At 39.2% G+C, this 23,529-nt stretch carries 25 protein-coding genes; 23 read left to right on the forward strand and 2 right to left on the reverse strand.

Going from position 1 to position 23,529, the window contains the following annotated elements; genetic code table 11:
* Positions 1–115 precede the first annotated feature (115 nt).
* Positions 116–1,294 carry a phosphopentomutase gene (gene deoB / locus B7E05_RS11395; protein WP_080874317.1) on the forward strand — a complete coding sequence of 393 codons (1,179 nt, stop codon included), beginning with the start codon at positions 116–118 and terminating at the stop codon, positions 1,292–1,294.
* Positions 1,295–1,310: 16 nt separating this feature from the next.
* On the forward strand, positions 1,311–2,603 hold the full coding sequence (locus B7E05_RS11400; protein ID WP_080874318.1) for a pyrimidine-nucleoside phosphorylase: 1,293 nt from the start codon (positions 1,311–1,313) through the stop codon (positions 2,601–2,603).
* Between the two features lie 66 nt (positions 2,604–2,669).
* On the opposite strand, the gene B7E05_RS11405 is transcribed toward B7E05_RS11400, so the two are convergent.
* Positions 2,670–3,392 (reverse strand): 3-ketoacyl-ACP reductase, encoded by a 723-nt coding sequence (locus B7E05_RS11405; protein ID WP_080874319.1) that lies wholly within the window; start codon positions 3,390–3,392, stop codon positions 2,670–2,672.
* 150 nt (positions 3,393–3,542) lie between these two features.
* Between B7E05_RS11405 and B7E05_RS11410 the strand changes: the two genes are divergently transcribed.
* From B7E05_RS11410 to B7E05_RS11455, 10 genes are all read left to right on the forward strand, one after another.
* Entirely contained in the window at positions 3,543–4,721 is a 1,179-nt protein-coding gene (locus B7E05_RS11410; RefSeq protein ID WP_080874320.1) for a D-alanyl-D-alanine carboxypeptidase family protein, read from the forward strand.
* Between the two features lie 106 nt (positions 4,722–4,827).
* Positions 4,828–5,181, forward strand: coding sequence for an anti-sigma F factor antagonist (gene spoIIAA, locus B7E05_RS11415; RefSeq protein ID WP_080874321.1), 354 nt, complete (start codon positions 4,828–4,830; stop codon positions 5,179–5,181).
* Positions 5,178–5,618 (forward strand): anti-sigma F factor, encoded by a 441-nt coding sequence (gene spoIIAB, locus B7E05_RS11420; RefSeq protein WP_080874322.1) that lies wholly within the window; start codon positions 5,178–5,180, stop codon positions 5,616–5,618. Before spoIIAA ends, spoIIAB begins: the two co-directional genes overlap by 4 nt.
* A gap of 10 nt (positions 5,619–5,628) precedes the next feature.
* On the forward strand, positions 5,629–6,381 hold the full coding sequence (gene sigF / locus B7E05_RS11425) for an RNA polymerase sporulation sigma factor SigF (RefSeq protein ID WP_080874323.1): 753 nt from the start codon (positions 5,629–5,631) through the stop codon (positions 6,379–6,381).
* 173 nt (positions 6,382–6,554) lie between these two features.
* On the forward strand, positions 6,555–7,172 hold the full coding sequence (locus B7E05_RS11430; protein WP_080874324.1) for a stage V sporulation protein AA: 618 nt from the start codon (positions 6,555–6,557) through the stop codon (positions 7,170–7,172).
* Positions 7,150–7,578: a stage V sporulation protein AB gene (locus tag B7E05_RS11435; RefSeq protein WP_080874325.1), complete on the forward strand. Its 429-nt coding sequence runs from the start codon at positions 7,150–7,152 to the stop codon at positions 7,576–7,578. Before B7E05_RS11430 ends, B7E05_RS11435 begins: the two co-directional genes overlap by 23 nt.
* A 94-nt stretch (positions 7,579–7,672) precedes the next feature.
* Positions 7,673–9,145, forward strand: a complete 1,473-nt coding sequence (locus B7E05_RS11440) for a spore germination protein (RefSeq protein ID WP_080874326.1) — start codon at positions 7,673–7,675, stop codon at positions 9,143–9,145.
* Between the two features lie 310 nt (positions 9,146–9,455).
* Positions 9,456–10,781, forward strand: a complete 1,326-nt coding sequence (gene lysA / locus B7E05_RS11445; RefSeq protein ID WP_080874327.1) for a diaminopimelate decarboxylase — start codon at positions 9,456–9,458, stop codon at positions 10,779–10,781.
* Between the two features lie 55 nt (positions 10,782–10,836).
* Positions 10,837–11,268, forward strand: coding sequence for a peptidylprolyl isomerase (locus B7E05_RS11450; RefSeq protein ID WP_080874328.1), 432 nt, complete (start codon positions 10,837–10,839; stop codon positions 11,266–11,268).
* Positions 11,269–11,570: 302 nt separating this feature from the next.
* On the forward strand, positions 11,571–11,939 hold the full coding sequence (locus B7E05_RS11455; protein WP_080874329.1) for a GNAT family N-acetyltransferase: 369 nt from the start codon (positions 11,571–11,573) through the stop codon (positions 11,937–11,939).
* A gap of 205 nt (positions 11,940–12,144) precedes the next feature.
* Here B7E05_RS11455 and B7E05_RS11460 read toward each other — a convergent pair whose 3' ends face one another.
* Positions 12,145–12,237, reverse strand: a complete 93-nt coding sequence (locus B7E05_RS11460) for a YjcZ family sporulation protein (RefSeq protein WP_077603073.1) — start codon at positions 12,235–12,237, stop codon at positions 12,145–12,147.
* 156 nt (positions 12,238–12,393) lie between these two features.
* On the opposite strand from B7E05_RS11460, the gene B7E05_RS11465 reads away from it, so the two are divergent.
* From B7E05_RS11465 to B7E05_RS11515, 11 genes are all read left to right on the forward strand, one after another.
* Positions 12,394–13,152, forward strand: a complete 759-nt coding sequence (locus tag B7E05_RS11465; RefSeq protein WP_080874330.1) for a segregation/condensation protein A — start codon at positions 12,394–12,396, stop codon at positions 13,150–13,152.
* A complete protein-coding gene (gene scpB, locus B7E05_RS11470; RefSeq protein ID WP_080874331.1) occupies positions 13,143–13,718 on the forward strand; it encodes an SMC-Scp complex subunit ScpB in 576 nt (191 codons plus the stop codon). Before B7E05_RS11465 ends, scpB begins: the two co-directional genes overlap by 10 nt.
* A gap of 377 nt (positions 13,719–14,095) precedes the next feature.
* A complete protein-coding gene (locus tag B7E05_RS11475; RefSeq protein WP_080874332.1) occupies positions 14,096–15,124 on the forward strand; it encodes a D-alanyl-D-alanine carboxypeptidase family protein in 1,029 nt (342 codons plus the stop codon).
* Entirely contained in the window at positions 15,117–15,707 is a 591-nt protein-coding gene (locus B7E05_RS11480) for a nucleoside recognition domain-containing protein (protein ID WP_080874333.1), read from the forward strand. The genes B7E05_RS11475 and B7E05_RS11480 overlap by 8 nt, the downstream gene beginning before the upstream one ends.
* Positions 15,707–16,237 (forward strand): spore maturation protein, encoded by a 531-nt coding sequence (locus tag B7E05_RS11485; RefSeq protein ID WP_080874334.1) that lies wholly within the window; start codon positions 15,707–15,709, stop codon positions 16,235–16,237. Before B7E05_RS11480 ends, B7E05_RS11485 begins: the two co-directional genes overlap by 1 nt.
* Positions 16,238–16,560: 323 nt before the next feature.
* Positions 16,561–17,295 carry a pseudouridine synthase gene (locus B7E05_RS11490; RefSeq protein WP_080876286.1) on the forward strand — a complete coding sequence of 245 codons (735 nt, stop codon included), beginning with the start codon at positions 16,561–16,563 and terminating at the stop codon, positions 17,293–17,295.
* 65 nt (positions 17,296–17,360) lie between these two features.
* Positions 17,361–17,939 carry a thiol-disulfide oxidoreductase ResA gene (resA, locus tag B7E05_RS11495; protein WP_080874335.1) on the forward strand — a complete coding sequence of 193 codons (579 nt, stop codon included), beginning with the start codon at positions 17,361–17,363 and terminating at the stop codon, positions 17,937–17,939.
* Positions 17,940–17,964: 25 nt separating this feature from the next.
* Positions 17,965–19,614, forward strand: coding sequence for a cytochrome c biogenesis protein ResB (gene resB, locus B7E05_RS11500; RefSeq protein ID WP_080874336.1), 1,650 nt, complete (start codon positions 17,965–17,967; stop codon positions 19,612–19,614).
* Positions 19,615–19,656: 42 nt separating this feature from the next.
* Entirely contained in the window at positions 19,657–20,847 is a 1,191-nt protein-coding gene (gene ccsA, locus B7E05_RS11505) for a cytochrome c biogenesis protein CcsA (RefSeq protein WP_080874337.1), read from the forward strand.
* Between the two features lie 202 nt (positions 20,848–21,049).
* On the forward strand, positions 21,050–21,766 hold the full coding sequence (locus B7E05_RS11510) for a response regulator transcription factor (RefSeq protein ID WP_080874338.1): 717 nt from the start codon (positions 21,050–21,052) through the stop codon (positions 21,764–21,766).
* Positions 21,766–23,520: an ATP-binding protein gene (locus tag B7E05_RS11515; protein WP_080874339.1), complete on the forward strand. Its 1,755-nt coding sequence runs from the start codon at positions 21,766–21,768 to the stop codon at positions 23,518–23,520. Before B7E05_RS11510 ends, B7E05_RS11515 begins: the two co-directional genes overlap by 1 nt.
* Positions 23,521–23,529: the final 9 nt, after the last annotated feature.

Consider the following 23,529-nt stretch of genomic DNA (forward strand, 5'->3'; position numbering starts at 1 on the left):
GCTTTCCACGCGAAAGAAATGTATTTTTGCTTGTGTGGTCAGACATCTAACATCTATAATAGATGTCATACGGAGCACTTATTACGGGAATATAGTACATAGGAGGTTGTTAGGAATGAAACCATTTAAACGCGTATTTTTAATTGTTATGGACTCAGTTGGAATCGGGGAAGCTCCGGACGCTGAGAAGTTTAATGATTTGGGAGCGGATACATTAGGACATATCGCAGAAAAGATGGATGGGCTGGATATGCCGACCATGGGAAGCTTAGGTTTGAGCAATATTCGAGAAATTAAAGGAATTGCTCCTGTAGACAATCCAAAAGCACACTATACAAAAATGCAGGAAGCTTCTAATGGGAAAGACACGATGACAGGACATTGGGAGATTATGGGTCTCCGCATTGAGCAGCCATTTCGAACTTTCCCGGAAGGATTTCCGGATGAACTTATTCAAGCCTTGGAAGAGAAGACCGGGAGGAAAGTGATTGGCAATAAACCCGCTTCCGGTACAGAAATATTGGTTGAACTCGGAAAAGAACATATCGACACAGGGAGCCTGATTGTCTACACTTCAGCGGACTCTGTTTTGCAGATTGCTGCTCATGAAGACGTGGTCCCAATTGATGAATTATATCGTATTTGTGAAATTGCCAGAGAACTTACCCTGGATGAAAAATACATGGTAGGACGTGTGATTGCCCGCCCGTTTATTGGAGAGCCTGGCGCATTTGAACGTACTTCCAACCGCCATGATTATGCTTTAAAGCCTTTTGGCCGTACAGTAATGAATGAATTAAAAGATGCTGGGATTGATGTAATTGCACTTGGCAAAATAAATGACATTTATGATGGGGAAGGAGTGACAGAAGCCGTCCGTACGAAAGATAATGATGATGGCATGGTAAAATTAAGCGACGCATTAAAGCAGAATTTTACCGGGTTAACCTTTCTTAATCTCGTTGATTTTGATGCAAAATACGGGCACCGCAGAGACCCGATTGGTTATGGGGAAGCTCTGGAAACGTATGATAAGCAGCTCCCGGAAATACTTGAACAATTACAGGATGATGATTTATTGATTGTAACCGCCGATCACGGGAATGACCCGATTCATCACGGGACCGATCATACCCGCGAGTACGTGCCACTGCTTGCGTATCATACCAATATTGAACAAGGAAAAGAGCTGCCGCAACGGACAACTTTCGCTGATATCGGGGCAACCATCGCTGATAATTTTCAGATTCCATCACCTGAACATGGCACCAGCTTTTTAGACGATATTAAATGATAAAAGGATGGTTAAAATGAATACGATAGAGATTATCAATAAGAAAAAATATGGGGAAGTATTATCTTATGAAGAAATCGAGCATATTGTAAATGGTTATGTCAACGATACGATTCCGGATTATCAAGTCTCAAGCTGGCTAATGGCTGTTTATTTTCAAGGTTTAAACAGCGATGAAACCTCTGCCCTCACGGATTTAATGGTAAAGTCCGGGGAGACAATTGATTTGTCCTTTTTAAATACAACCGTTGTAGACAAACACTCTACCGGCGGCGTAGGAGATAAGGTTAGTCTGGTTGTTGCACCGATTATTGCATCCTTAGATATTCCTTTTGCAAAAATGAGCGGACGAGGACTCGGCCATACAGGCGGGACAGTAGATAAGCTGGAATCAATTCAAGGATTTCATACAGAACTTCCGTTAGATAGATTTAAGGAGCAAGTTAAGGATCTGGGTATCTCTTTAGTTGGACAGTCCGGGAATTTAGTGCCGGCAGATAAAAAAATCTATGCATTAAGAGATGTGACAGGTACAGTGGATTCGACGCCATTAATAGCAAGCTCTATTATGAGTAAAAAAATTGCTTCTGGAGCAGATGCGATTGTTCTGGATATTAAAGTCGGCAATGGGGCATTTATGAAAACAGAAGAAGAGGCAAAAGAGCTTGCGGAGACAATGGTTGCCATCGGGAATAAATTGAATCGGGAAACGGTAGCTGTTTTAACCAATATGGATCAGCCACTTGGATTCGAAATCGGCAACGGGAATGAAGTCTTGGAAGCAGTAAAATTATTACGCGACCAGGAATATAGCCAGGATTTATATGATATTTCCGTAGAAATCGCAGCACAAATGGTCTTCTTAGCAGGAAAAGCAACAACAGAAGAACAAGCTAGAAAACTTGTTAAAGAAGTGATTGAAGATGGCGAGGCTTATGAGAAATTTGTTACCTTTATTGAAGCGCAGGATGGAGATATGTCAAGTATCCATGAAATAGAAGCAGGGCATACCATTGATGTCACTGCAGATAAGGCTGGATATATTGCTTCTGTCGAAACGCAGCAAATGGGAGAAGCCGCCATGCTGCTTGGTGCCGGCCGGAAAACGAAGGATGATCAAATTGACCATCAAGCAGGAATCAGCTTTCATGTGAAATTAGGCAATAAAGTACAAGCAGGCGATAAGTTGGCAACCATTCACACCAATAGAGAAGATAATAACGCGGTGATTCAAAAAATAAAGGATGCCATTGCATTTTCAGACAGTCCTGTTCAAGTAAAACCAAGTATTATCGGCATTATTCAATAAAAATCAATGTAACAGTAAAAAGAGCTTTCAAACACAGCAACGTGTTCGAAAGCTCTTTTTGCATTATTAGAATGGATTCGTTGCCCATTGAGCAGACTGTTTAATAAAGATACGTTGATTTAATTTTAATTGCGCAACGATATATTCGGCAATATCTTCCGGCTGCATCCATTTCTCTTCATTTTTTTCCTCTAATTCATCACCAAAAACTAATTCTGTAGCTACCATACTTGGATTCATCGTAAATACTCTGATATTTTCTCTGCGAACTTCCTGCATTAAAGCTTCAGACAAACCTTGAACAGCAAATTTAGAGGCACTGTAAGCAGTAGATCCTGCTGTTGCTTTTAAACCGTTGCTGGAAGAAATATTGAAGATATCTCCTTTTTGCTTGCTGACCAGATGCGGCACAACTTCTTTTAACATATGGTACGTTCCAAAAACATTTACTTCAAAAATATGTTTCCAGGTTTTCTCGTCCATCTCCTGAAAATTGCCATGTTCGCTGATTCCTGCATTATTGATTAAAATATCTGCTTTGCCTAATCTTTGTTCTAATGTCTTTACAGCGTTTTTTACCTCTTCCTGTTTTGAAATATCTGCACTGCAGGTAACCACATTGACATCGTACCCTGCTAATGCTTCTTCGATTTTAGCAAGCTTTTCCGGATTTCTGGCAATGATGCCGAGATGCACGCCTTCTTTTGCAAATTGATGGGCGGTTGCTTTGCCTATTCCGCTGCTTCCACCTGTGATATAAGCAACTTTATCACGTATATTTTGACCCATTTTCCAATCACCTTCCTTATCGCTTTTCATTTTATTATAGATGAGAACGTTTAAAACAACAAAAAGGATGCTTTTACATCTTAAAAATAGTATGAAATCTATCGCAAATGGAAACCCTAAAAGTATGATTGTAATTTGGAGGGAAGCAGTATGAAGCGACGAAGCTTATTAATGATTGGATTACTGATTGTTTCAATGTTTTTTAACTACAGCACTGTTTTAGCAAATGAGGAGAATCCAGAAAATCAAGGGTTGGCAGAAGATGCATTATCAGGTGTTTTAATCGAACAGAATACGGGGAAAATACTGTTTGACAAAGACGCACACGAACAATTACCACCTGCCAGTATGACAAAAATAATGACCTTGCTGCTTATTATGGAAGCATTAGAAGCAGAAAAAATTACGAAAGAGGATATGGTGGTTGTAAGTGAATATGCTGCTTCCATGGGGGGATCCCAAGTTTTTCTTGAAGCAGGAGAAGAAATGTCTGTCAATGATTTAATCAAAGGAATCGCTATTGCTTCTGGAAATGATGCCAGTGTTGCAATGGCTGAAATGATTGCGGGAACCGAAGAGGAATTTGTTAAAGAAATGAACAAACGAGCAGAAGAACTCGACCTGGAAAACACGCATTTCGCAAATACCACTGGTCTTCCAGCAACAGACCATTACAGCAGCGCCTATGATATGGCTGTGATGACAAGAGAATTATTAAAATATGAAGATATTACAAACTATACCTCCATCTATGAAGACTACTTGCGGCAGGGAGAAGAAGACGAATTTTGGCTTGTCAATACGAATAAACTGATTCGTTCGTATACTGGTGCAGATGGCATGAAAACAGGCTATACCAATGAAGCGAAGTATTGTTTAACTGCTACTGCAAAAAGAAATGATATGCGCCTTGTTGCCGTTGTTATGGGGGCTGAAACACCGAAAGAACGAAATAAGATGGTGTCTGGATTACTTGATTATGGTTTCCAAAGCTATCAGACAAAACAGCTTTTTGCAAAAGAAGAAACAGTTATGGAGCTGGATAAAATAAAAGCCAAACCGCATTCTTTTGATATTGTAACCGAACAGGCTGTTCACAGCTTGTATAAAAAAGGACAGGAAGAGCCTGCTGTTACCACAGATGTTTCCATACAAGAGGATTGGGAATTTCCGATTAAAAAAGGAACGGTGGTTGGTGAACTGACGGTCAAAGAAAATAATGAACCTGTTCATTCAACGCCACTGGTTGTAAAAGAGGATATCACGGAAGCATCTGTACTGGAATTATCAAAAAGAAGCCTGCAAAAAATGGTGAAATCAGGAGATTAATACGTATTTCCACTTCTTTTGTCGACTAGCAGGAAATAGGCATCTGCATAGAGAATAAATATATGCAAAGGCAACTATTTCACAACAAAGAGGAGGAACATAGCGCATGAGTTTACAGACTGAATTCGAAGTAAGAGACGATGTGCTGATTGTACGTATGGAAGGAGAATTAGACCATCATGAGGCAGAAGGTTTAAGGGATGCGTGGAAGGATTGGATTTACATGCATTCCATTAAACATATCATCCTGAATTTACAAGGAATAAGCTTCATGGACAGCTCTGGATTAGGAGTTGTACTGGGGCGTTATAAAGAAGTAGTACAATTAGGGGGAGAGATGGTTCTTTGTTCTGTAGCTCCTTCCCTGCATCGTCTTTTTGATATGTCAGGCTTTTTTAAGATTATCCGCTTAGAAGAAAATGAAGAACGCGCACTTCAAGGGTTGGGGGTGACATCATGAAAAATGAAATGTCTTTTTCTTTTTCAAGCATCAGCGAAAATGAAGCATTTGCCAGAGTGGCTGTTGCATCTTTTATCACACAGCTGGATCCGACGATGGAAGAGTTAACAGAAATAAAAACGGTTGTCTCAGAAGCGGTGACCAATGCCATTATCCATGGTTATGGAAGCGAACCGCATCATAAAGTCTATATTGACTGTGTATTATATGATGGAGAGATAGAATTAACCATCCGCGATGAAGGACAAGGTATTATAAATATTGATGAAGCAAGGGAACCTTTATTCACATCAAAACCGGAAATGGAACGGTCCGGCATGGGTTTTACAATTATTGAAAATTTCATGGACGCCGTGGAAGTCATTTCTGCTCCTGAAAAAGGGACTTCCGTTTTTATGAAAAAGCAATTATCCAAATCAAAAAAGGTCTATAATTAGGACAGCTGTCGTGAATATTCATAAAACGGAGGAAAGAGAGCAGCTTTCCAATGAGCAGGTAAAGAAAATGATCCGGTTAAGCCAATCAGGGGACATTGAAGCGAGAGAAGAACTTATTCGCCGAAATGTCCGGCTTGTCTGGTCTGTCGTTCAACGATTTGTCAACCGGGGGTATGACCCGGATGACTTATTTCAAATTGGAAGCATCGGGCTGATCAAAGCCGTAGATAAATTTGATTTGTCCTATAATGTGCGTTTTTCTACCTATGCCGTTCCCATGATTATTGGTGAAATACAACGTTTTATTCGAGATGATGGCAGTGTAAAGGTCAGCAGATCTTTAAAAGAAATGGGAAATAAAATTCGCCGTAAACGGGAAGAAATGGCGAAAGATTTAGGACGTTCCCCGTCTGTGAATGAACTGGCAGAAGCGTTGGAGCTGGAACCAGAAGAAATTGTGCATGCACAGGAGGCTGCCAAATCGCCTCAATCCATTCACGAAACAGTCTATGAAAGTGATGGAGATTCCATTACTTTGTTGGATCAAATTGCTGAACAGGATTCCCGGTGGTTTGAAAAGCTATCTATTCAAGAAGCTGTTCGCTCTCTGACTGAAAGGGAACGATTGATTATTTACTTACGCTATTATAAAGATCAAACGCAGACAGAAGTAGCGGAAAGGCTTGGTATTTCCCAGGTACAGGTCTCCAGGCTGGAGAAAAAGATCCTAGAGGATATGAAAAAAAATATGGATGCCGGATAGAATGCGAGCTTATTTGTGTATATAACACAGATAAGCTTTTTTCGTATTCGTGCATTCCATTCACTGTAAGACATCTTCATTCATAAAGCCGTACTTTATATTTAAGGCTTATAATTTGTTCACTTTTAACAAATACTATCTGTTAAGGATATGAAGACAGGGGTGTATTAGCGATGGCAGAGCTTGTTTATATTAGAATGCGGAAAAAAGTAATTCTCGAAGCGTGGCAAGAGCTCAAATTGAAAGATATTGCTTATATATCTACACATTCAAACAAGAAGGAATTACTGGAAAATACATCAATATACCGCTTATCAAAAAAAGATAAAAATATATTAGTAATCGACAGTTTTTTGGTGATTGACCATCTTACAAAAGAATATTCCAATGTTGAATTTCAACTGCTCGGACCGGAGCAGACTTTAATACAAATTGAACCGCGTAAGAAACCGGCGCATCCACTCATTCTAACTTTTATCTGGTTACTTCTCTTTGTCGGATCGGCAATGACTATTATGAATTTTCATTATGACGTCAGTATGCAGCCCGTTCAGCAAAAACTGCATTTTATTTTGACCGGTGTGGAAAATGCGTATCCATTGTGGATTCAAATCCCTTACTCTTTAGGACTTGGAGTTGGAACGATTCTTTTTTTCAACCATTGGTTCAAAAAAAGATTTAATGAAGAACCGAGTCCATTAGAAGTTGAAATCTTTAACTACCAGCAGGACCTACAGCAGTATATTAATACGATGGAAAATGAATTGAATGATTCAGGAAATTCTTCTTAATGTCTTACAGGTTTTTATCGGTTTTAGTAGCGGTATTGCTGTTGGTGCAGGTTTTGTAGCATTTATTACGGTATTGGGAATTATTCCGAGGCTTATTCAATTAAGTAAGACAGAGAAGTATATCAAAGTCTACGGAGCTTCCGTAACGATTGGAATGCTGGCAGGGGCTTATTTTTCGTTTACCCCAGTTTCAACATCACAATCGGTCATAGCATTAATTTTGTGGGGAGCATTACATGGTATTTTTAATGGTATGCTTGCCGCCGCTTTGACAGAAGTATTAAATGTTTTTCCTATTCTCACCCGGAGAATCGGAATGAAAGATTACGTTATCCTATTTATGATGGCGTTAATGCTGGGCAAGGTATTTGGCTCGCTGTTTCAATGGATTTATTTTGTCCGTTAAAAAGCATCAATCATTCAAAAACTTTTCGGCTCGAAAACAATGACTCCGTTCGTCATCCGTTTTTAATATAAGCCAATAATCAGAAGGTGAACACATGCAGACAGATAAGAAAAAGAAAACATCTATTTCTCCTCATATTGAAGATACGCATGCATATATGAAAAAGAAGATAGGTTTAGATAAATCCTGGGATCTGGGATATAGGGAATTAGTTATTTTAGGTCACCGTATACAGCTTTATTATGTTACGGGGCTATGTGATACCTCTGTCATACAAGAGATTTTAAAAATATTGATTGAAATTAATGATAATGAATCGGAAAGTAAGAAAATCGGAGAAATTATTGAAAATAGACTGGTTCATCAGCAAGTAGAACATGTGGACACCATGGACGAAGCAGTTGATGAAGTTTTAAGCGGTCTAATTGCAGTATTTATTGACGGGAAAGATTATGCACAGATCATAGATGTGCGTAATTATCCGGGCAGAACGCCGGAAGAGCCGGATACAGAAAAAGTTATTCGTGGATCCAGAGATGGCTATACGGAAAATATTGTAGAAAATACGGCACTTACCAGAAGACGTCTGCGTGATGAAAATTTACGCAATGTCATGCTGAAAGTCGGGGAACGTTCTAAAACAGATGTCTGTCTCACTTATATTGAGGAAGTAGCTAATCCGGATTTAGTGACGTATTTAAAAGATCTGATTGAGAAAGTGGAAGTAGACGGTCTTTCGATGACGGATAAATCATTGGAAGAATTTTTACTCGTTAAAAAGTGGAATATTTATCCTTTGGTACGGTATACAGAAAGACCCGATGTGGCAACAAGCCATTTATTAGAAGGTCATGTGATTGTTTTTGTAGACACATCCCCAAGCGCTATTATCGTGCCGACAACGTATTTCCACCATATGCAGCATGCTGAGGAATTCCGGCAAGTACCTGCAATTGGAACTTGCATCCGGTTTATTCGGTTTTTGGCTGTGTTTGCGGCTTTATTTCTATTACCGACATGGTTGTTATTTGCAGTGGAACCATCATTGCTTCCGGATAAATTGAGTTTTATTGGTCCAAATGATGAAGGAAACGTACCGATTACTGTACAGATTATTATTGCAACCATTGGTATTGAATTTTTAAGAATGGCGGCGATACATACTCCGACCCCTTTATCAACAGCGATGGGGTTAATTGCAGCTGTGTTGATTGGAGAGATAGCCATTGAGGTCGGGTTATTTTCACCAGAGGTTATTTTGTATATTTCAACAGCTTCTATCGGAAATTATGTTACACCGAGTTATGAGTTAAGTGTCGCCAATAAGGTCGTGACCATTCTTCTGGTTCTTTCTGTCGGTTTTTTTGGCTTCCCCGGATATATGATCGGTATTACATTATATCTTTTATTCCTTATCCAAATCAGGTCTTTACGAACACCTTATATGTGGCCTTTGCTGCCATTTAATTTTAAAGCGATGACACATATCATATTTCGTATGCCGGTCCCGAACACCAAACACCGTCCGAGCATCGTACACCCGCGAAATAATTATCGCCGGCCTTAATATGAAGCTGTTTTCTTCCATCTAATTAGAGAATGGTATATCGGAATAAAACTGGTTGCAAAGCTTCCGTATCAAGCAATATGGAATGCTTTCATTTTTAAGCGGAAGATAGGCAGCCAGTATCCATCCGATTGACCCCGGAGCAAGTTAACAAAATGTCATGGAACAGAGACTGGGTTGTGGTTACGCGCCTTATCAAAACATTGTTACGTAAAAACCTCCCACTGAATGAAGTTTCGTTTTACGCTTTCATTATTAGCACTATTATGATAAAGTGTTTTTATTATTTGAGAATGATGGGGGAAATAGAATGATACTTGATGCACACCCCTTTAACGTAAATACAAAGGGACATTTAGAAATTGGTGGTGTGGATACCATCGAATTAGCAGAAAAATACGGAACACCTTTATATGTCTATGATGTGGAAATGATTCGCAATCATGCCAGAGCTTTTGTTCAAGCATTTCGTGATGCCGGGGTTACCGGAAGAGTCGCTTATGCCAGCAAGGCTTTTTCAACTATTGCCATGCTTCAGGTGGCAAAACAAGAAGGATTATGCTTGGATGTTATTTCGGAAGGTGAATTATATACTGCGCTCCAAGCAGACTTTCCAACGGAAAAAATCCATATGCATGGTAATAATAAAAACAAACAGGAAATCGCGATGGCAGTAAAACATGACATAGGCTGTATCGTGCTTGATAATTTTCATGATATTGAATTATTAGATCAGGAACTGTTCAAACAGAATAAAACAATGGACGTGCTGTTTCGTGTAACTCCGGGCGTGGAATCAAAGACGCATAGATATATAATGACCGGAAATGAAGATTCTAAATTCGGGTTTGATTTGCAAAACGGCCAAGCAGAAGCTGCTTTGAAAAAAGTATTGGGACATCCGAGAATGCATATCAAAGGACTACACTGTCACATTGGTTCACAAATATTTGAAACAAATGGTTTCCGCGCAGCAACAGACAGGCTCTTTGCTGTATTAGAAGAATGGAAACAAACCTATCAATTTGAATCGGACATTTTAAATTTAGGCGGAGGTTTCGGTATTCGATATACGGAAAATGATGAACCTCTTCCGCTCGGAGCGTACGTAAAAGATATGATTCAAGGTGTAGAAGATAATTGTCGAAAATATAATATGAAGTTTCCGGAAATTTGGATTGAGCCGGGGCGCTCTATTGTGGGTGACGCAGGAATTACTTTATATACAATCGGAGCAAACAAAAACATTCCTGGTGTCAGAGAATACTATTCTGTGGACGGCGGAATGACAGATAATATACGTCCAGCATTGTATCAGTCCCGATATGATGCGGTGGTTGCCAATCGGCCGGAAGCAGAGACGGTAAAAGAAGTTTCCATCGCCGGAAAGTGTTGTGAATCTGGGGATATGCTGATTTGGGACTTACCGGTACCCCGTATTGAAGATAAAGATATACTGGCTGTTTTCTCAACAGGGGCTTATAATTATTCGATGGCCAGCCACTATAATCGGTTGACAAAACCTGCCGTTGTTTTTATTGAAGATGGACAGGATCATCTTGTTGTTAAGAGGGAAATGTATCAGGATATTGTTAAAAATGACTTGTCTTATGACGAAATAAAGAGCTTTACTTGAGCTGAATAAGTGGTAAAATAAAGTATAATTGTTTTTAGAAGGAGATTTTGCCGAAATGAAAAAAGGTTATATTGAAATGGAAAACGGAAATAAAATTGAATTTGAATTATATCCAAATGAAGCGCCGGGAACAGTAGCTAACTTTGAAAAATTAGCGAATGAAGAATTCTATGATGGTTTGACTTTCCACCGTGTCATTCCTGGTTTTGTCAGCCAAGGAGGCTGTCCGGTCGGGAATGGTACAGGTTCTGCAGGGTATACAATCAAATGTGAAACAGAAGGAAATCCGCACAAGCATCAAGAAGGTTCTTTATCTATGGCACACGCAGGAAAAGATACAGGAAGCTGTCAATTTTTCGTGGTGCATGAACCACAGCCGCATTTAGACGGTGTTCATACTGTTTTTGGACAAGTAACATCCGGTATAGAACATGCAAAAGCAATGTCTAACGGGGATGTTATGAAAGAAATTCGGGTAGAAGGATAATCTTATTTTTATCACGATAGATACGTATGTAAAATGACAGGAAATGACGTTTTGTTCTATGTAGTAGAGACGAATCTGGAAGAAAGATAGCTAAAAAGGCTTTGATATGATTGTTTTGATAAAAGGAAACAAATACGTTCTGTGAATGATTTTGAAAGGCTTCCTTTATGTCTGTCATCATTAGTTTTACTTAAATTTTAAAATGGTGCTTTTCATTATATTGGAAATGCGTTATACTTTCAGAGTAAATACTGATTAAAATTTAAGAGGATTACCATACAAGAATTTAATGAGGGGTAATTATGTTAATTCGCTTTAAACGAAACTTAGAAAAAATTGCTATGGGATTATTATCATTTATGCCTGAGGGAAAAGATGTAAAAAAACTGCAGGAAACCATACGGGAGTATGAAGAAAATGACCAAATGCATTTACATTTGTGGAAAGAAGGCGATGATGTTCTCGGAGCAATAGGCGTACAAATCGTGAGTGACAATCAATTGGTTATTAACCACCTTACTGTGAATCCTTCCCATAGAGATCAAGGGATAGGGTCACGAATGATTGCAGAAATTCATCGTATTTATTCCAATAAATATGATATTATACCTTCTGAAAGTGTTAAAGCCTTTTATGAGAAAGCAAAGGATGATTATAAAAGCCAACCCTGATATGGGTTGGCTTTTCATTCGTTGCTATATCTATTTATCACAGTAGCACTGTTTGTAAGATTCCCACTTCAAGAATAGGGAAAACCTGAAAATTCGAAATGGGAGAGCAAACAGCTGGATAACAGGACAGCCCGATTGGTTCAACTGTCATTCAGCAAGGGGGCAACGCCCCGCTGAATGAAGTTTGATCTTATTTCAAATCGTTTTAGAACCAAGCTGCTCCTACGATTACTAATAAAATAAATAGTACAACGATTAGAGCAAATCCACCTGCATAACCACCAGAATAACCACTCATTTTATTTCCTCCTTTTTAGTTCAGTCCATAAATGTTTTGTGCTAACATTTATATTACGTTATAACTTATGTAAGATAAGCAAAGAGTGTATGGGCTCTTGCAAAATTTTTTGGGATAACCGGCACATTTTTTAATTAGTTGAGGGGAATGACAGCGATGATTCAAGGATATGAAGTGAAATTAGAAAAATTTGAAGGTCCGTTGGATTTGTTGCTTCATTTGATAAATCAATATGAAATCGACATTTATGATATTCCGGTGGCTCAAATTACACAACAGTATATGGATTATATTCATACCATGCAACACCTGGAATTAAACATCGCCAGCGAATACTTGGTGATGGCCTCTACATTGCTGGCAATCAAAAGCCAGATGCTTCTCCCCAAACAAGAATTGGAAGAAGAAGAGATGGATGATGAAGCATATATGGAGGATCCGCGTGAAGAACTGATGCACCGTCTAATTGAATACCGGAAATATAAAGAAGCTGCGGAAACACTCAAAGAAAAAGAAGCGAATGAGCAGCATGTGTATACACGCTCTCCTGTCGTGTTTGATTTCAAAGATGTACTGCCTGAAAATACAAATGCAGGAAATGCATCTATTTTCGATATGGTTGATGCGCTGAAAAAAATGATGCAGAGAAATCAATGGAAAGAGCCGCAAGATACGGTCATCCAGCGAATGGATATTCCGATAGAAAAACGGATGGAAGAAGTTCTGCAGCAAGTTAAGAACAGCAAAACCGGTGTTCCTTTCCATACACTGTTTCCAGATTCGACAAAGTCATATATCGTATCGACCTTCGTAGCTATTTTGGAATTAATGAAAAAAAGAGAAGTATATGCCATGCAAGAAAAGGCTTTTGAAGAATTATATGTTTATAACATGGAGGAGTCATCGTGGAATTAGATTATTTAAAAGGGGCTGCGGAAGGCCTGTTATTTGCCGGCGGAGACGAAGGGATAACAATCAATGAGCTTGGGAATATACTTGATATTTCCTTAGATGAAGTCCGTCAAATTGTGGAGGAGCTTCAGACAGATTATAAAGAGCAGCACCGCGGATTAATGATTCTAAATGCTAACGGGATGCTCAGCTTAACAACGAAACCGGAGCACAGTGATTTTTTTAAGAAATGGGTTATCCAGCCGAAGCCAAATAGAATGTCTCAGGCAGCGTTAGAAACACTGGCTATTATAGCTTATCAGCAGCCGATAACGCGGACGGAAATTGATGAAATTCGTGGTGTCCGCAGTGAAAGACCGCTGCAAACATTGGTTTCCCGAATGTTGGTAGAGGAATGTGGCAAAAAAGAAACAGTCGGCCGTCCAACCCTTTTTAGAACAACAAAAGAATTTCTTACCTTCTTCGGCTTATCAACGCTGGAAGAATTACCGGAATTAGAAAGTTCCTTCGATACGGAAACAGATACATCCGATGTGGATTTATTTTTCGACCGGTTCCAAGATGAATAAAAAGACCTCCTAGCTAAGTGATTGCTGCTTAGCTAGGAGGTCTTTTTATATATAAGATACATAATAGCTTGTTCCACACATATAAATAAATCAGGAAGTATTTCATCGACCGGCTTATAAATAAAGGGATTTTTATTTGGTAGCGTTTCTGATGTCCTGCTGTCTAAGGAACAAATGATACATTCACTATAACGTGAGTGGAAGAATGCTTTCTGCCGAAAACCGATGTCTTGGGGCTTCGTGACCTACATCCTGTAGTCCGGAACCAAACAGGCTGTTACCGGTTCTTTGATCTTTCGTTTCCACTTTTCTTAAGATGGAAGTTTTCCAGTCAGCCCGCTGCGACAGACCTGTATTTTGTGAGAGGAGCCAAGCTAATGCGTTTTGTATTATGGGTAGTTATTATCATTTTTAGTCTTTTATCCTTCCCGACTCATGGACATGCTGCGGTAGATGTTTCTGCACAGCATGCTATTTTGATAGAAAAATCATCAGGAAGAGTGTTATTTGAAAAAAATGCCGAGGAAGAGGCATCTATAGCAAGCATAACTAAAATAATGACAGCCATCATTGCAGTAGAGTCTGGAAAAATGAATGAAAAAGCAACGGTTTCCAGAAATGCAATTTATACAGAAGGCTCATCGATTTATTTGGAGCAAGGAGAAAAAATGACGTTAAACGATCTAGTGTATGGACTTATGCTGCGGTCCGGGAATGATGCTGCTGTAGCAATTGCTGAGCATGTCGGCGGCAGTGAAGAAGGATTCGTTTATTTAATGAACCAAAAGGCGGAATGGCTTGGGATGGATCATACCCATTTTGATAATCCGCATGGTCTGGATTCAGACACGCATTATTCAAGCGCTCACGATATGGCAATTCTCATGCAATATGCAATGGATAACCCTATCTTCCAGGAAATAAGTGGATCGGAAAGTTTTATATCTGAAAACCGATCTTATCATTGGCGTAATAAAAATAAACTTCTGACGTATTTCTATGAATATTGTACCGGCGGCAAAACCGGTTATACAAAACAGACAGGAAGAACGCTTATTACTACTGCCGAAAAGGACGGGATGGAGTTAATCGCTGTCACTTTGGATGCTCCCGATGATTGGCAGGACCATATCTCCATGTTTGAATGGGGGTTTGAGCAATTTGAAATGAAAGAAGTCAATCAGAACGGAGAAGCAGTATCAAATAAGAAGCCATCTGAAAATAGCGTTCATGTGCCGCTTTATAAAGATAAGCAGGATAATTGGGCAAAAGATGTGTACCTCAAACGAAACGTGCCGGCATTTCAGGCAAGCAATATAGGAATAGAGGAACAGCACAAAGAGGGGTTGATGGATAATGTAACCCGTGTATTTCATTCAATTCTAAGGTGGGATACAAATGATTAATTGGATTTGGATCGCTATGGCTCTGATCGGTATTATATATGCCATGTTTTCAGGGAATATGGAAGCAGTAAACGAAGCGATTTTTGAAAGTGCTGCCCAGGCGGTCACCCTGGCTATTGGACTGATCAGCATTCTGGTTTTTTGGTTGGGAATGATGCGCATTGCTGAAGAAGCAGGTATTTTACGGGGGCTTGCCAAGCTTTTTCGTCCGATTATTTCAAAAATATTTCCGGAAATCCCAAAGGATCATCCAGCGCTGGGATATATTCTATCTAATTTAACAGCGAATATGTTTGGTCTGGGAAATGCAGCTACTCCTTTAGGGATTAAAGCAATGGAAGAAATGAACAAACTCAATAATCATTCCGAAAAAGCGTCCCGTTCGATGATTACCTTTCTTATCTTAAATACAACCGGGCTAACCTTGATCCCTACTACCGTCATTGGAATCCGAATGCAGTATGAGTCCGCTTCTCCTACAGAAATTGTCGGTGCAACTTTACTGGTTACATGTATAGGTACTCTTGCCGGACTGGCTATCGATCGTTTTTTTCATTTTAGAAGTACGTGGAGGAAATCATAATGGGGTTTATCAGCGCACTAAGTATCTGGATGATACCTTGTTTTATTTTAATTATTATGATAGCAGCCAGTATCCGGAAATTGCCTGCATATGATTTATTTGTGGAAGGGGGAAAAGAAGGGATAAAAACAGCTGTTTCGTTACTTCCTTTTTTAGTAGGCATGATAACAGCTATTTCGATATTACGCAGTTCTGGTGCTTTAGATGCTTTTGTTGACTTATTAACCCCTGTGCTGGCTTTTATTGGGTTTCCAGCAGAAGTTTTGCCACTTGCGCTTATCCGGCCAATATCCGGAACAGCTGCATTAGGTATGACAACAGAGATCATCGCAACTTATGGGCCGGATTCGTTTATCGGAACGCTTGCTTCCGTTATGCAAGGGAGTACGGACACCACCTTATATGTACTTACAATCTATTTCGGTGCGGTTGGCGTCAAAAAAATACGCTATGCGCTGCAGGCAGGTTTATTAGCTGATATAATTGCTATACTTACAGCTGTGTTTCTTGTTACAATAATGTTTGGGTAGAATCGATTGAACTGGAAATATTTACTCTGAAAAAATTATCCTTTCCTAACATGTCAAATAAGGCTATGATGTAGATAGATGAAAAATGATATCGCATCATAGGCTTTCTTATTGTACAGAAGGAAATACCTATAGCAACAGTTTTCACCTTTTACCAGGAAACAGACGGTGCATCCAATCATCTGTTATTCTCTTTTTTTAGTGGAGAAGTTTTACAGCAGGTTCCACCGTGATATTATGAGTATAATAGAAAAATGGAAATTTCTATTTCATTATCCCAAACCAGCTGGATAGCAAATATAAATAAAGAACAGGAGATTAATATGTCGAAGCATGAAGAAAGATTACAAAAGGTCATTGCCCAAAGCGGAGTGGCATCCAGAAGAAAAGCAGAACAGCTTATTTCAAATGGAAACGTCAAAGTAAATAATCAAACAGTAACGGAAATGGGCATCAAGGTTACGCCTGATGATAAAGTAGAAGTTGATGGTGTTCCGATTGAAAAAGAGGCATTTGTATATTATTTGTTGTATAAACCCCGCGGAGTCATTTCCAGTGTCAAAGATGACAAAGACAGAAAAGTAGTGACAGATTATCTTCCGGAAGTCAGCGAACGGGTTTTTCCGATTGGCAGGCTGGATTACGATACATCCGGGATACTCCTTTTAACAAATGATGGGGAATTTGCGAACCAGCTGATGCATCCCAGTAAAGAAGTTAATAAAGTGTATGTCGCAAAAGTCAAAGGTATTCCTCATAAGAAAGAACTGTCCAAATTTCGGAAAGGTGTCGTATCTGATGGTGAAAAATTAACAGCGGACCATGTTCAAATACTGTCCAGTGATAAAGAAAAGAAGACATCGATCATTGAATTAACATTACATGAGGGGAAAAACAGACAAGTTCGCAGAATGTTTGAAGCAATAGGTCTGCAGGTTTTAAAACTGAAGCGTGAACAATACGCTTTTTTGACTTTACATGGATTAAAAGCGGGGGAATATCGAGCATTGACGCCGAAAGAAGTCAACCAGCTCCGGAATATGTCCACAAAATTGTAAGATAATATTCAAATTTAAACGCTTTAGTCAATGTTATAATGTGTTGGAAAGGGGATGGGGCCATTATGGGTAAAGAAGAAAAAGAGATACAAAAACAAAAAAAGAAACGAAAGCGCCTCATTTTTCGGTCCTCTATTTTAGCTGTTTTGGTTGCTGCTGTCGTATTTGTACTATTTTCAAATTCAAAAGATGAAGATGAAATATACCATTCGGGTGACCATGCTCCTGACTTTCAACTGAAGCAAGTAAATGACGCATTTGATGAGGATGTAACACAGCTCAGCGATTTGGAAGGAAAAGGGGTTATGCTGAATTTCTGGGCGACATGGTGCGGACCGTGTAAAGAGGAAATGCCATATATGCAGGATTTATATCCGGAATATAAAGATAAAGGGGTCGAAATTGTTGCAGTCAGTCTGGATAGCACAGAATTAGTCATTGATAATTTTATCGAAGAATATGGATTGACTTTTGCAATTCCTCAAGACATAAATGCGGATGTGAGGGACCTATATAAAATCAGGCCGATGCCGACGACTTACTTTATCAATCCGGACGGGACCATAAACGAAATTGTTCAAGGGGCTCTGACATTAGATAAATTAGAAGGCCATCTGGATGATATAACGCCGGATGCATCATAATGATCCGTAAGAATGGGGGCAGACAATGAGTAAAATAAAGTGTGAATGCGGACACATGAATCCGGAGGGTACTGTGTTATGTGAAGCATGTGGAAAGCCTGTAGAAGGTAACCAGTACATCGATGGAAATGATGATAAAAAACTGTTAAATATGCGTTATGACGGCAGTGCCCGCCGCTCACAAATATACCGGAAATCAATCATAGATAAAATCTGGAGTTTTTTCTCCTCCGTCAAAGTAGGCGTCTGGCTGATTGTTTTAGCTTTAATAGCCTCTATCTTTGGAACGCTTCTCCCGCAGGAGCAATTTATACCACAGGATGCTGTATCAAGAGATCCGGCAATCTTTTATGAAGAGACTTATGGTATTTTTGGATTGATGTATTATCAACTCGGGTTTCATCATATGTACAGTTCTGTTTGGTTTATTACCTTAATTGCATTAATAGGTATATCCTTGGTTATCGCCAGCCTGGATCGTTTCGTTCCGCTTTATCGTGCTTTAAAAAATCAGAAACCTAAAAAACATAAGAAATTTTTATCCAGACAGCGTTTATATAGTGAAACACCAAATGTTGATGACGCGGATGTGGATAAATTAGTTAAAAGGTTAAGAAAATCAAGGTATAAAATCACGGAAGAAGACGGGCATATATTAGCCGAGAAAGGCCGTTTTTCCCGGTGGGGACCTTACGTCAATCATATAGGTCTTATTATTATATTAATCGCTGCTATTTTACGTACAACACCGATTATGTTTTCCGAAGAATATATGTGGGTTCGTGAAGGAGAACAAAGAAGTATACCTGGTACCGATAACCAGTACTACATAGAAAATAAAGATTTTATAATGGAAACATATGATCAGGAAGACGGACAGGATCCTGCTGAAGAAGGTTCGTTGGATGAAGAGGAAATTGCAAGTAATTTCCAAACTGATGTTGTTATCTATGAAGCACAGGATGCTGATGTTGTCGGTGCGGAACCGGAATTGGAACCAATTATGGAAGAGTCTATTCAAATGAACCATCCGGCAAAGTTTGATAAATATACACTGTACCAACAAGGCTTCCAACAAGGTGAGTTTGAAAGTATGAGCTTTTATATTCATGAAACAGCGGACGAAGATGGGGAATCGTTAGGTACGTTCACTATTGATTTAACCAATCCGGAATCGGTTTATGAATTAGACAATGGCTTCCAGGTGGAGTTAACAAACTATTATCCGGATTATATTATGACCGAAGAGGGAGAGCCTGCTTCGGAAACGAATTTCCCGAGAAACCCTGCTTTTGTTGTGACGGTATACCCTCCTGATTCGGAAGAAGGAGAGGTCAGCTTTCTTGGTATTGGCATGAATGTCGATGCTACAGGAGAAAATCAATATAAAGTAGCTATTGATAACGTGGAATTCAGGGATGTCAGCGGGATAACCGTAAGTTCAGATCGTACCATTCCGTTCTTTTTTGCCGGAGCGATGATTTTTATGATAGGTGTCATTCAAGGAATGTATTGGCAGCATCGCCGAATTTGGATTAATAAACAAAATGACAATACACTTCTTTTGGCAGCCCATACAAATAAAAATTGGTATGGAGTCAAACAGGATATTGAAAAAGCTATAGAAGATACCGATGTTACAATGGTTGAAGACCAGCAGGAACTGGATAAGTAAATAGGAATATGAAATGGTTAAGAGAGGATTGGAGGTAAGGGAATGGACTTATTTAGCGTCAGTAGCGGAGCCTTGCTCATTGCTTTTCTTTTATATTTGGTTGCCACTTTTTTCTTTGGAGGAGCCATTCGTCAAAATAAAAATGAGCGGCATCAGAAAACGAAATCCGGAAGTATCGGGTTAGTTATTACCGTGATTGGTTTTATTTCTCAATTAGTTTACTTTATTACAAGGTGGATAATGACTGGTCATGCACCTGTAAGTAATCTTTTTGAGTTTACCACCTTTTTGGGAATGTCGATGATTTTGGCATTTATTATTATATATATCTACTATAAAACAGCATTTTTAGGCGTATTTGCATTACCTGTAGCTACTATCATCATTGCTTATGCAAGTATGTTTTCTACCGAAGCTGAGCCATTGGTTCCATCTTTACAAAGCAACTGGCTGCATATTCATGTTACAACAGTAGCGTTAGGACAAGGAATTTTATTTATCAGCTTTGTAGCTGGATTAATGTATTTAATTCGTCAAATTGACCAGACACAACTTTCTTTTCGAAATACAATGCTTGAGATAGTTATCTATTTTATCTTTTTATTTATTGGATTCATTGCTGTCACAACGATATTTAATTCACTTTCCTACCAAGCTACTTTTGAAGTGGAAAGCGAAGGGAAGCAGATGACGACAGAATATCACCTTCCGCCGATTGCAGCTCCCGGTGATAGCACACTATTATCAGAAAATGTGATGACGCCATGGTTTGAAGCACCGGGTTGGATGCAGGGCGAAGACGCCGGAAGAAAATTAAACACCGTGATTTGGTCATTTATTGGCGGAACCCTTATTTATGGAATAGCCTTTTTAATTTCCAGAAAGCGGATTGGTAAAAGGTTGCAGCCGCTTCTTAAAGGAATAAAACCCGATATGCTGGATGAGATTATGTACCGTTCAGTTACGATTGGTTTCCCTGTCTTTACGCTGGGAGGATTAATTTTCGCAGCGATTTGGGCTCAGATTGCCTGGGGAAGATTCTGGGGCTGGGATCCAAAAGAAGTCTGGGCCTTAATTACCTGGTTCTTCTATGCAGCATTCTTACATTTGCGGCTTTCCAGAGGCTGGCATGGAGAAAAATCCGGTTGGCTGGCAGTAGTTGGATTCGCTATTATCATGTTTAATCTGATTGTAGTAAACTTGATACTTGCCGGTTTGCACTCCTATGCTTAAAAAGGATTTTCGAAACATGTCAGACTCAAACTAAGACAAAAAAAGAATTGTTATCAATTATTTGGTAGCAGTTCTTTTTTCTATGGGAATTTATCAGCCTCTGGCATACTCGTTAATCATGCAGGATGCTTTTAATTCCTTAACTTTTCAAACAGGTTCGTTTATAATGCTAATTAGAGTTGAAATGAGGAGTGAAATGTAAATGAGCGACGCACAGAAATTATTAGTGGTAGATGATGAAGAAAGGATACGCCGTTTAATAAAAATGTACTTGGAAAAAGAAGATTTTGAAATAGACGAAGCGGCAGACGGAAAGACTGCATTAGAAATGGCTTTGCAAAATAATTACAGTGCTATTATTTTGGATATCATGATGCCGGAAATGGATGGCATTGAAGTATGTGAAGAGTTGAAAAAAGAAAAGGATACACCAGTAATCATGTTAACAGCCCGGGGAGAAGAATCTAACCGCGTACAAGGCTTTGAAGTAGGGGCAGATGATTATATCGTGAAACCATTCAGTCCCAGAGAAGCTGTATTACGTGTCAAAGCGATTCTGCGTAGAGTATCCAACCTGAATTACCAGGAGTCTGATACAACTGCCAAAAATTTATTAGTATTCCCGCACTTAACGATTGATCATGATGGGCATCGGGTAACAGCAGATAATCAGGAAGTAAGCTTAACCCCGAAAGAATATGAATTGCTTTGCTTTTTAGCGAGTGCGCCGGATAAAGTATTTAATCGCGAGCAATTATTAAAAGAAGTATGGCAATATGAATTCTTTGGTGACCTCCGCACCGTAGACACCCATGTAAAACGGTTACGGGAAAAATTAAACTCGGTCTCTCCGGAAGCTGCTAAAATGATCGTAACGGTTTGGGGTATCGGCTATAAGTTTGAGGTTGAACAAGACTGATGTTTTGGAAAAGTGTTGTCGGCAAACTATCATTAACGATTCTATTATTAGTATCCTTTGTATTATGTGTATTGATGTTTTTTTTAATGCAATTTTTTGAAACCTACCATATACAAGAAGCAGAAAATGATATGACCCAAATGTCTGAGAAAATTTCTTCTTTAGTGGACTCCGACTATGATTCGGAATTTATTGAAGATGCCACGGAGATGTTAAAAGACCCCTCCAGCCGGGTAGTTGTTTATAACGCTGACGGGGATCAGTGGATTTCTGACACAGAGGATACCGACTTGAATTTTATAGATGAATCATGGATGTTAAATAACCCCGATGCAACAGATTTGAGGGAGCGAATTTCAGCACAGAACTCACAAGGATTAATCGTAAATGAGAATGAGATTATTTCTGTGGGCTCTCCGTTAGATAATGGGGGAGGGGTATTTGTTTTTAAATCCCTGGATATGATTAATGAAACGAGGGATCAAACAACCAAGCTGATTTTGTTGAGTGGTGGAATTGCTATTTTGTTAACGACATTTTTTGCTGTGTTTTTATCATCCCGTATAACGGCACCACTGATAAAAATGCGGGAAGCAGCATATAATTTAACCCGTGGTGAATTTAACACGAAGGTACCGGTATTGACACGGGATGAAATTGGCGATTTGGCCATAGAGTTTAATCGGATGGGCAATCAGTTGAATTATCATATTCACGCGCTGAGACAGGAAAAAGAACAATTATCCAGTATTGTCAGCTCCATGGCAGATGGTGTTTTCACATTAAATCGGGATGGTGAAATTGTTGTTATAAACCCTCCTGCAAAAGCCTATTTAGATAACTGGAACTATGAGAACTCTCTGGATGAAGAGAAAGAAAGACAACTTCCGACAGAGCTTAAAACGGCTCTTAATGAAGTCATTGCAGAAGAGCGCGCTGTTTTAAAGGAATCGGTAGTACAAGGAAGAAACTATGTAATGCTTGTCACTCCTTTATATGATGAATCCCATGTCCGCGGCTGTGTTGCAGTTATCCGTGATATGACGGAAGAGCGCCGTCTTGATAAATTACGGAAGGACTTTATCGCAAATGTTTCGCATGAATTACGCACGCCTATTTCCATGCTTCAAGGGTATAGTGAAGCGATTGTTGATGATATAGCAGAAACAAAAGATGATAAGAATGAATTGGCTAAAATTATTTATGATGAGTCTCTCCGGATGGGCAGACTTGTTAATGAATTACTTGACTTGGCAAGAATGGAAGCAGGTCAAATTCAGCTGCATATTGATTCTGTTGCCGTTCAAGCATTCGTTGAACGGGTTGTCCATAAATTCCAGGGGCTTTCCCAGGACAATGAAATCGAACTTTCCTTAACGATGGATATCCATGAACAAATTGGTGAAATGGATGCAGATCGGGTGGAGCAGGTTTTAACCAATTTAATTGATAATGCCATCCGTCATTCGGAAAAAGGCGGGAAAGTCGAGATTCATGCACTAAGTAATTCCGATTTCTTTCATGTAGAAGTGAAGGATAACGGCAGCGGTATTCCGGAAGAAGACTTGCCTTTTGTTTTTGAACGTTTTTATAAAGCGGATAAATCAAGAGTGAAAAAAGAAAAACAAGGAACCGGCTTAGGTTTAGCTATCGCAAGAAATATTATTGAAGCGCACCAAGGAAAAATCCAAGTAAGAAGTAAGCTCGATATTGGTACAACCTTTAGTTTTGAAATACCTATGAAACATTCCTGAAAAAGGATA

Origin of the sequence: Oceanobacillus timonensis, assembly GCF_900166635.1 — a bacterium.
Lineage (GTDB): Bacteria > Bacillota > Bacilli > Bacillales > Amphibacillaceae > Oceanobacillus > Oceanobacillus timonensis.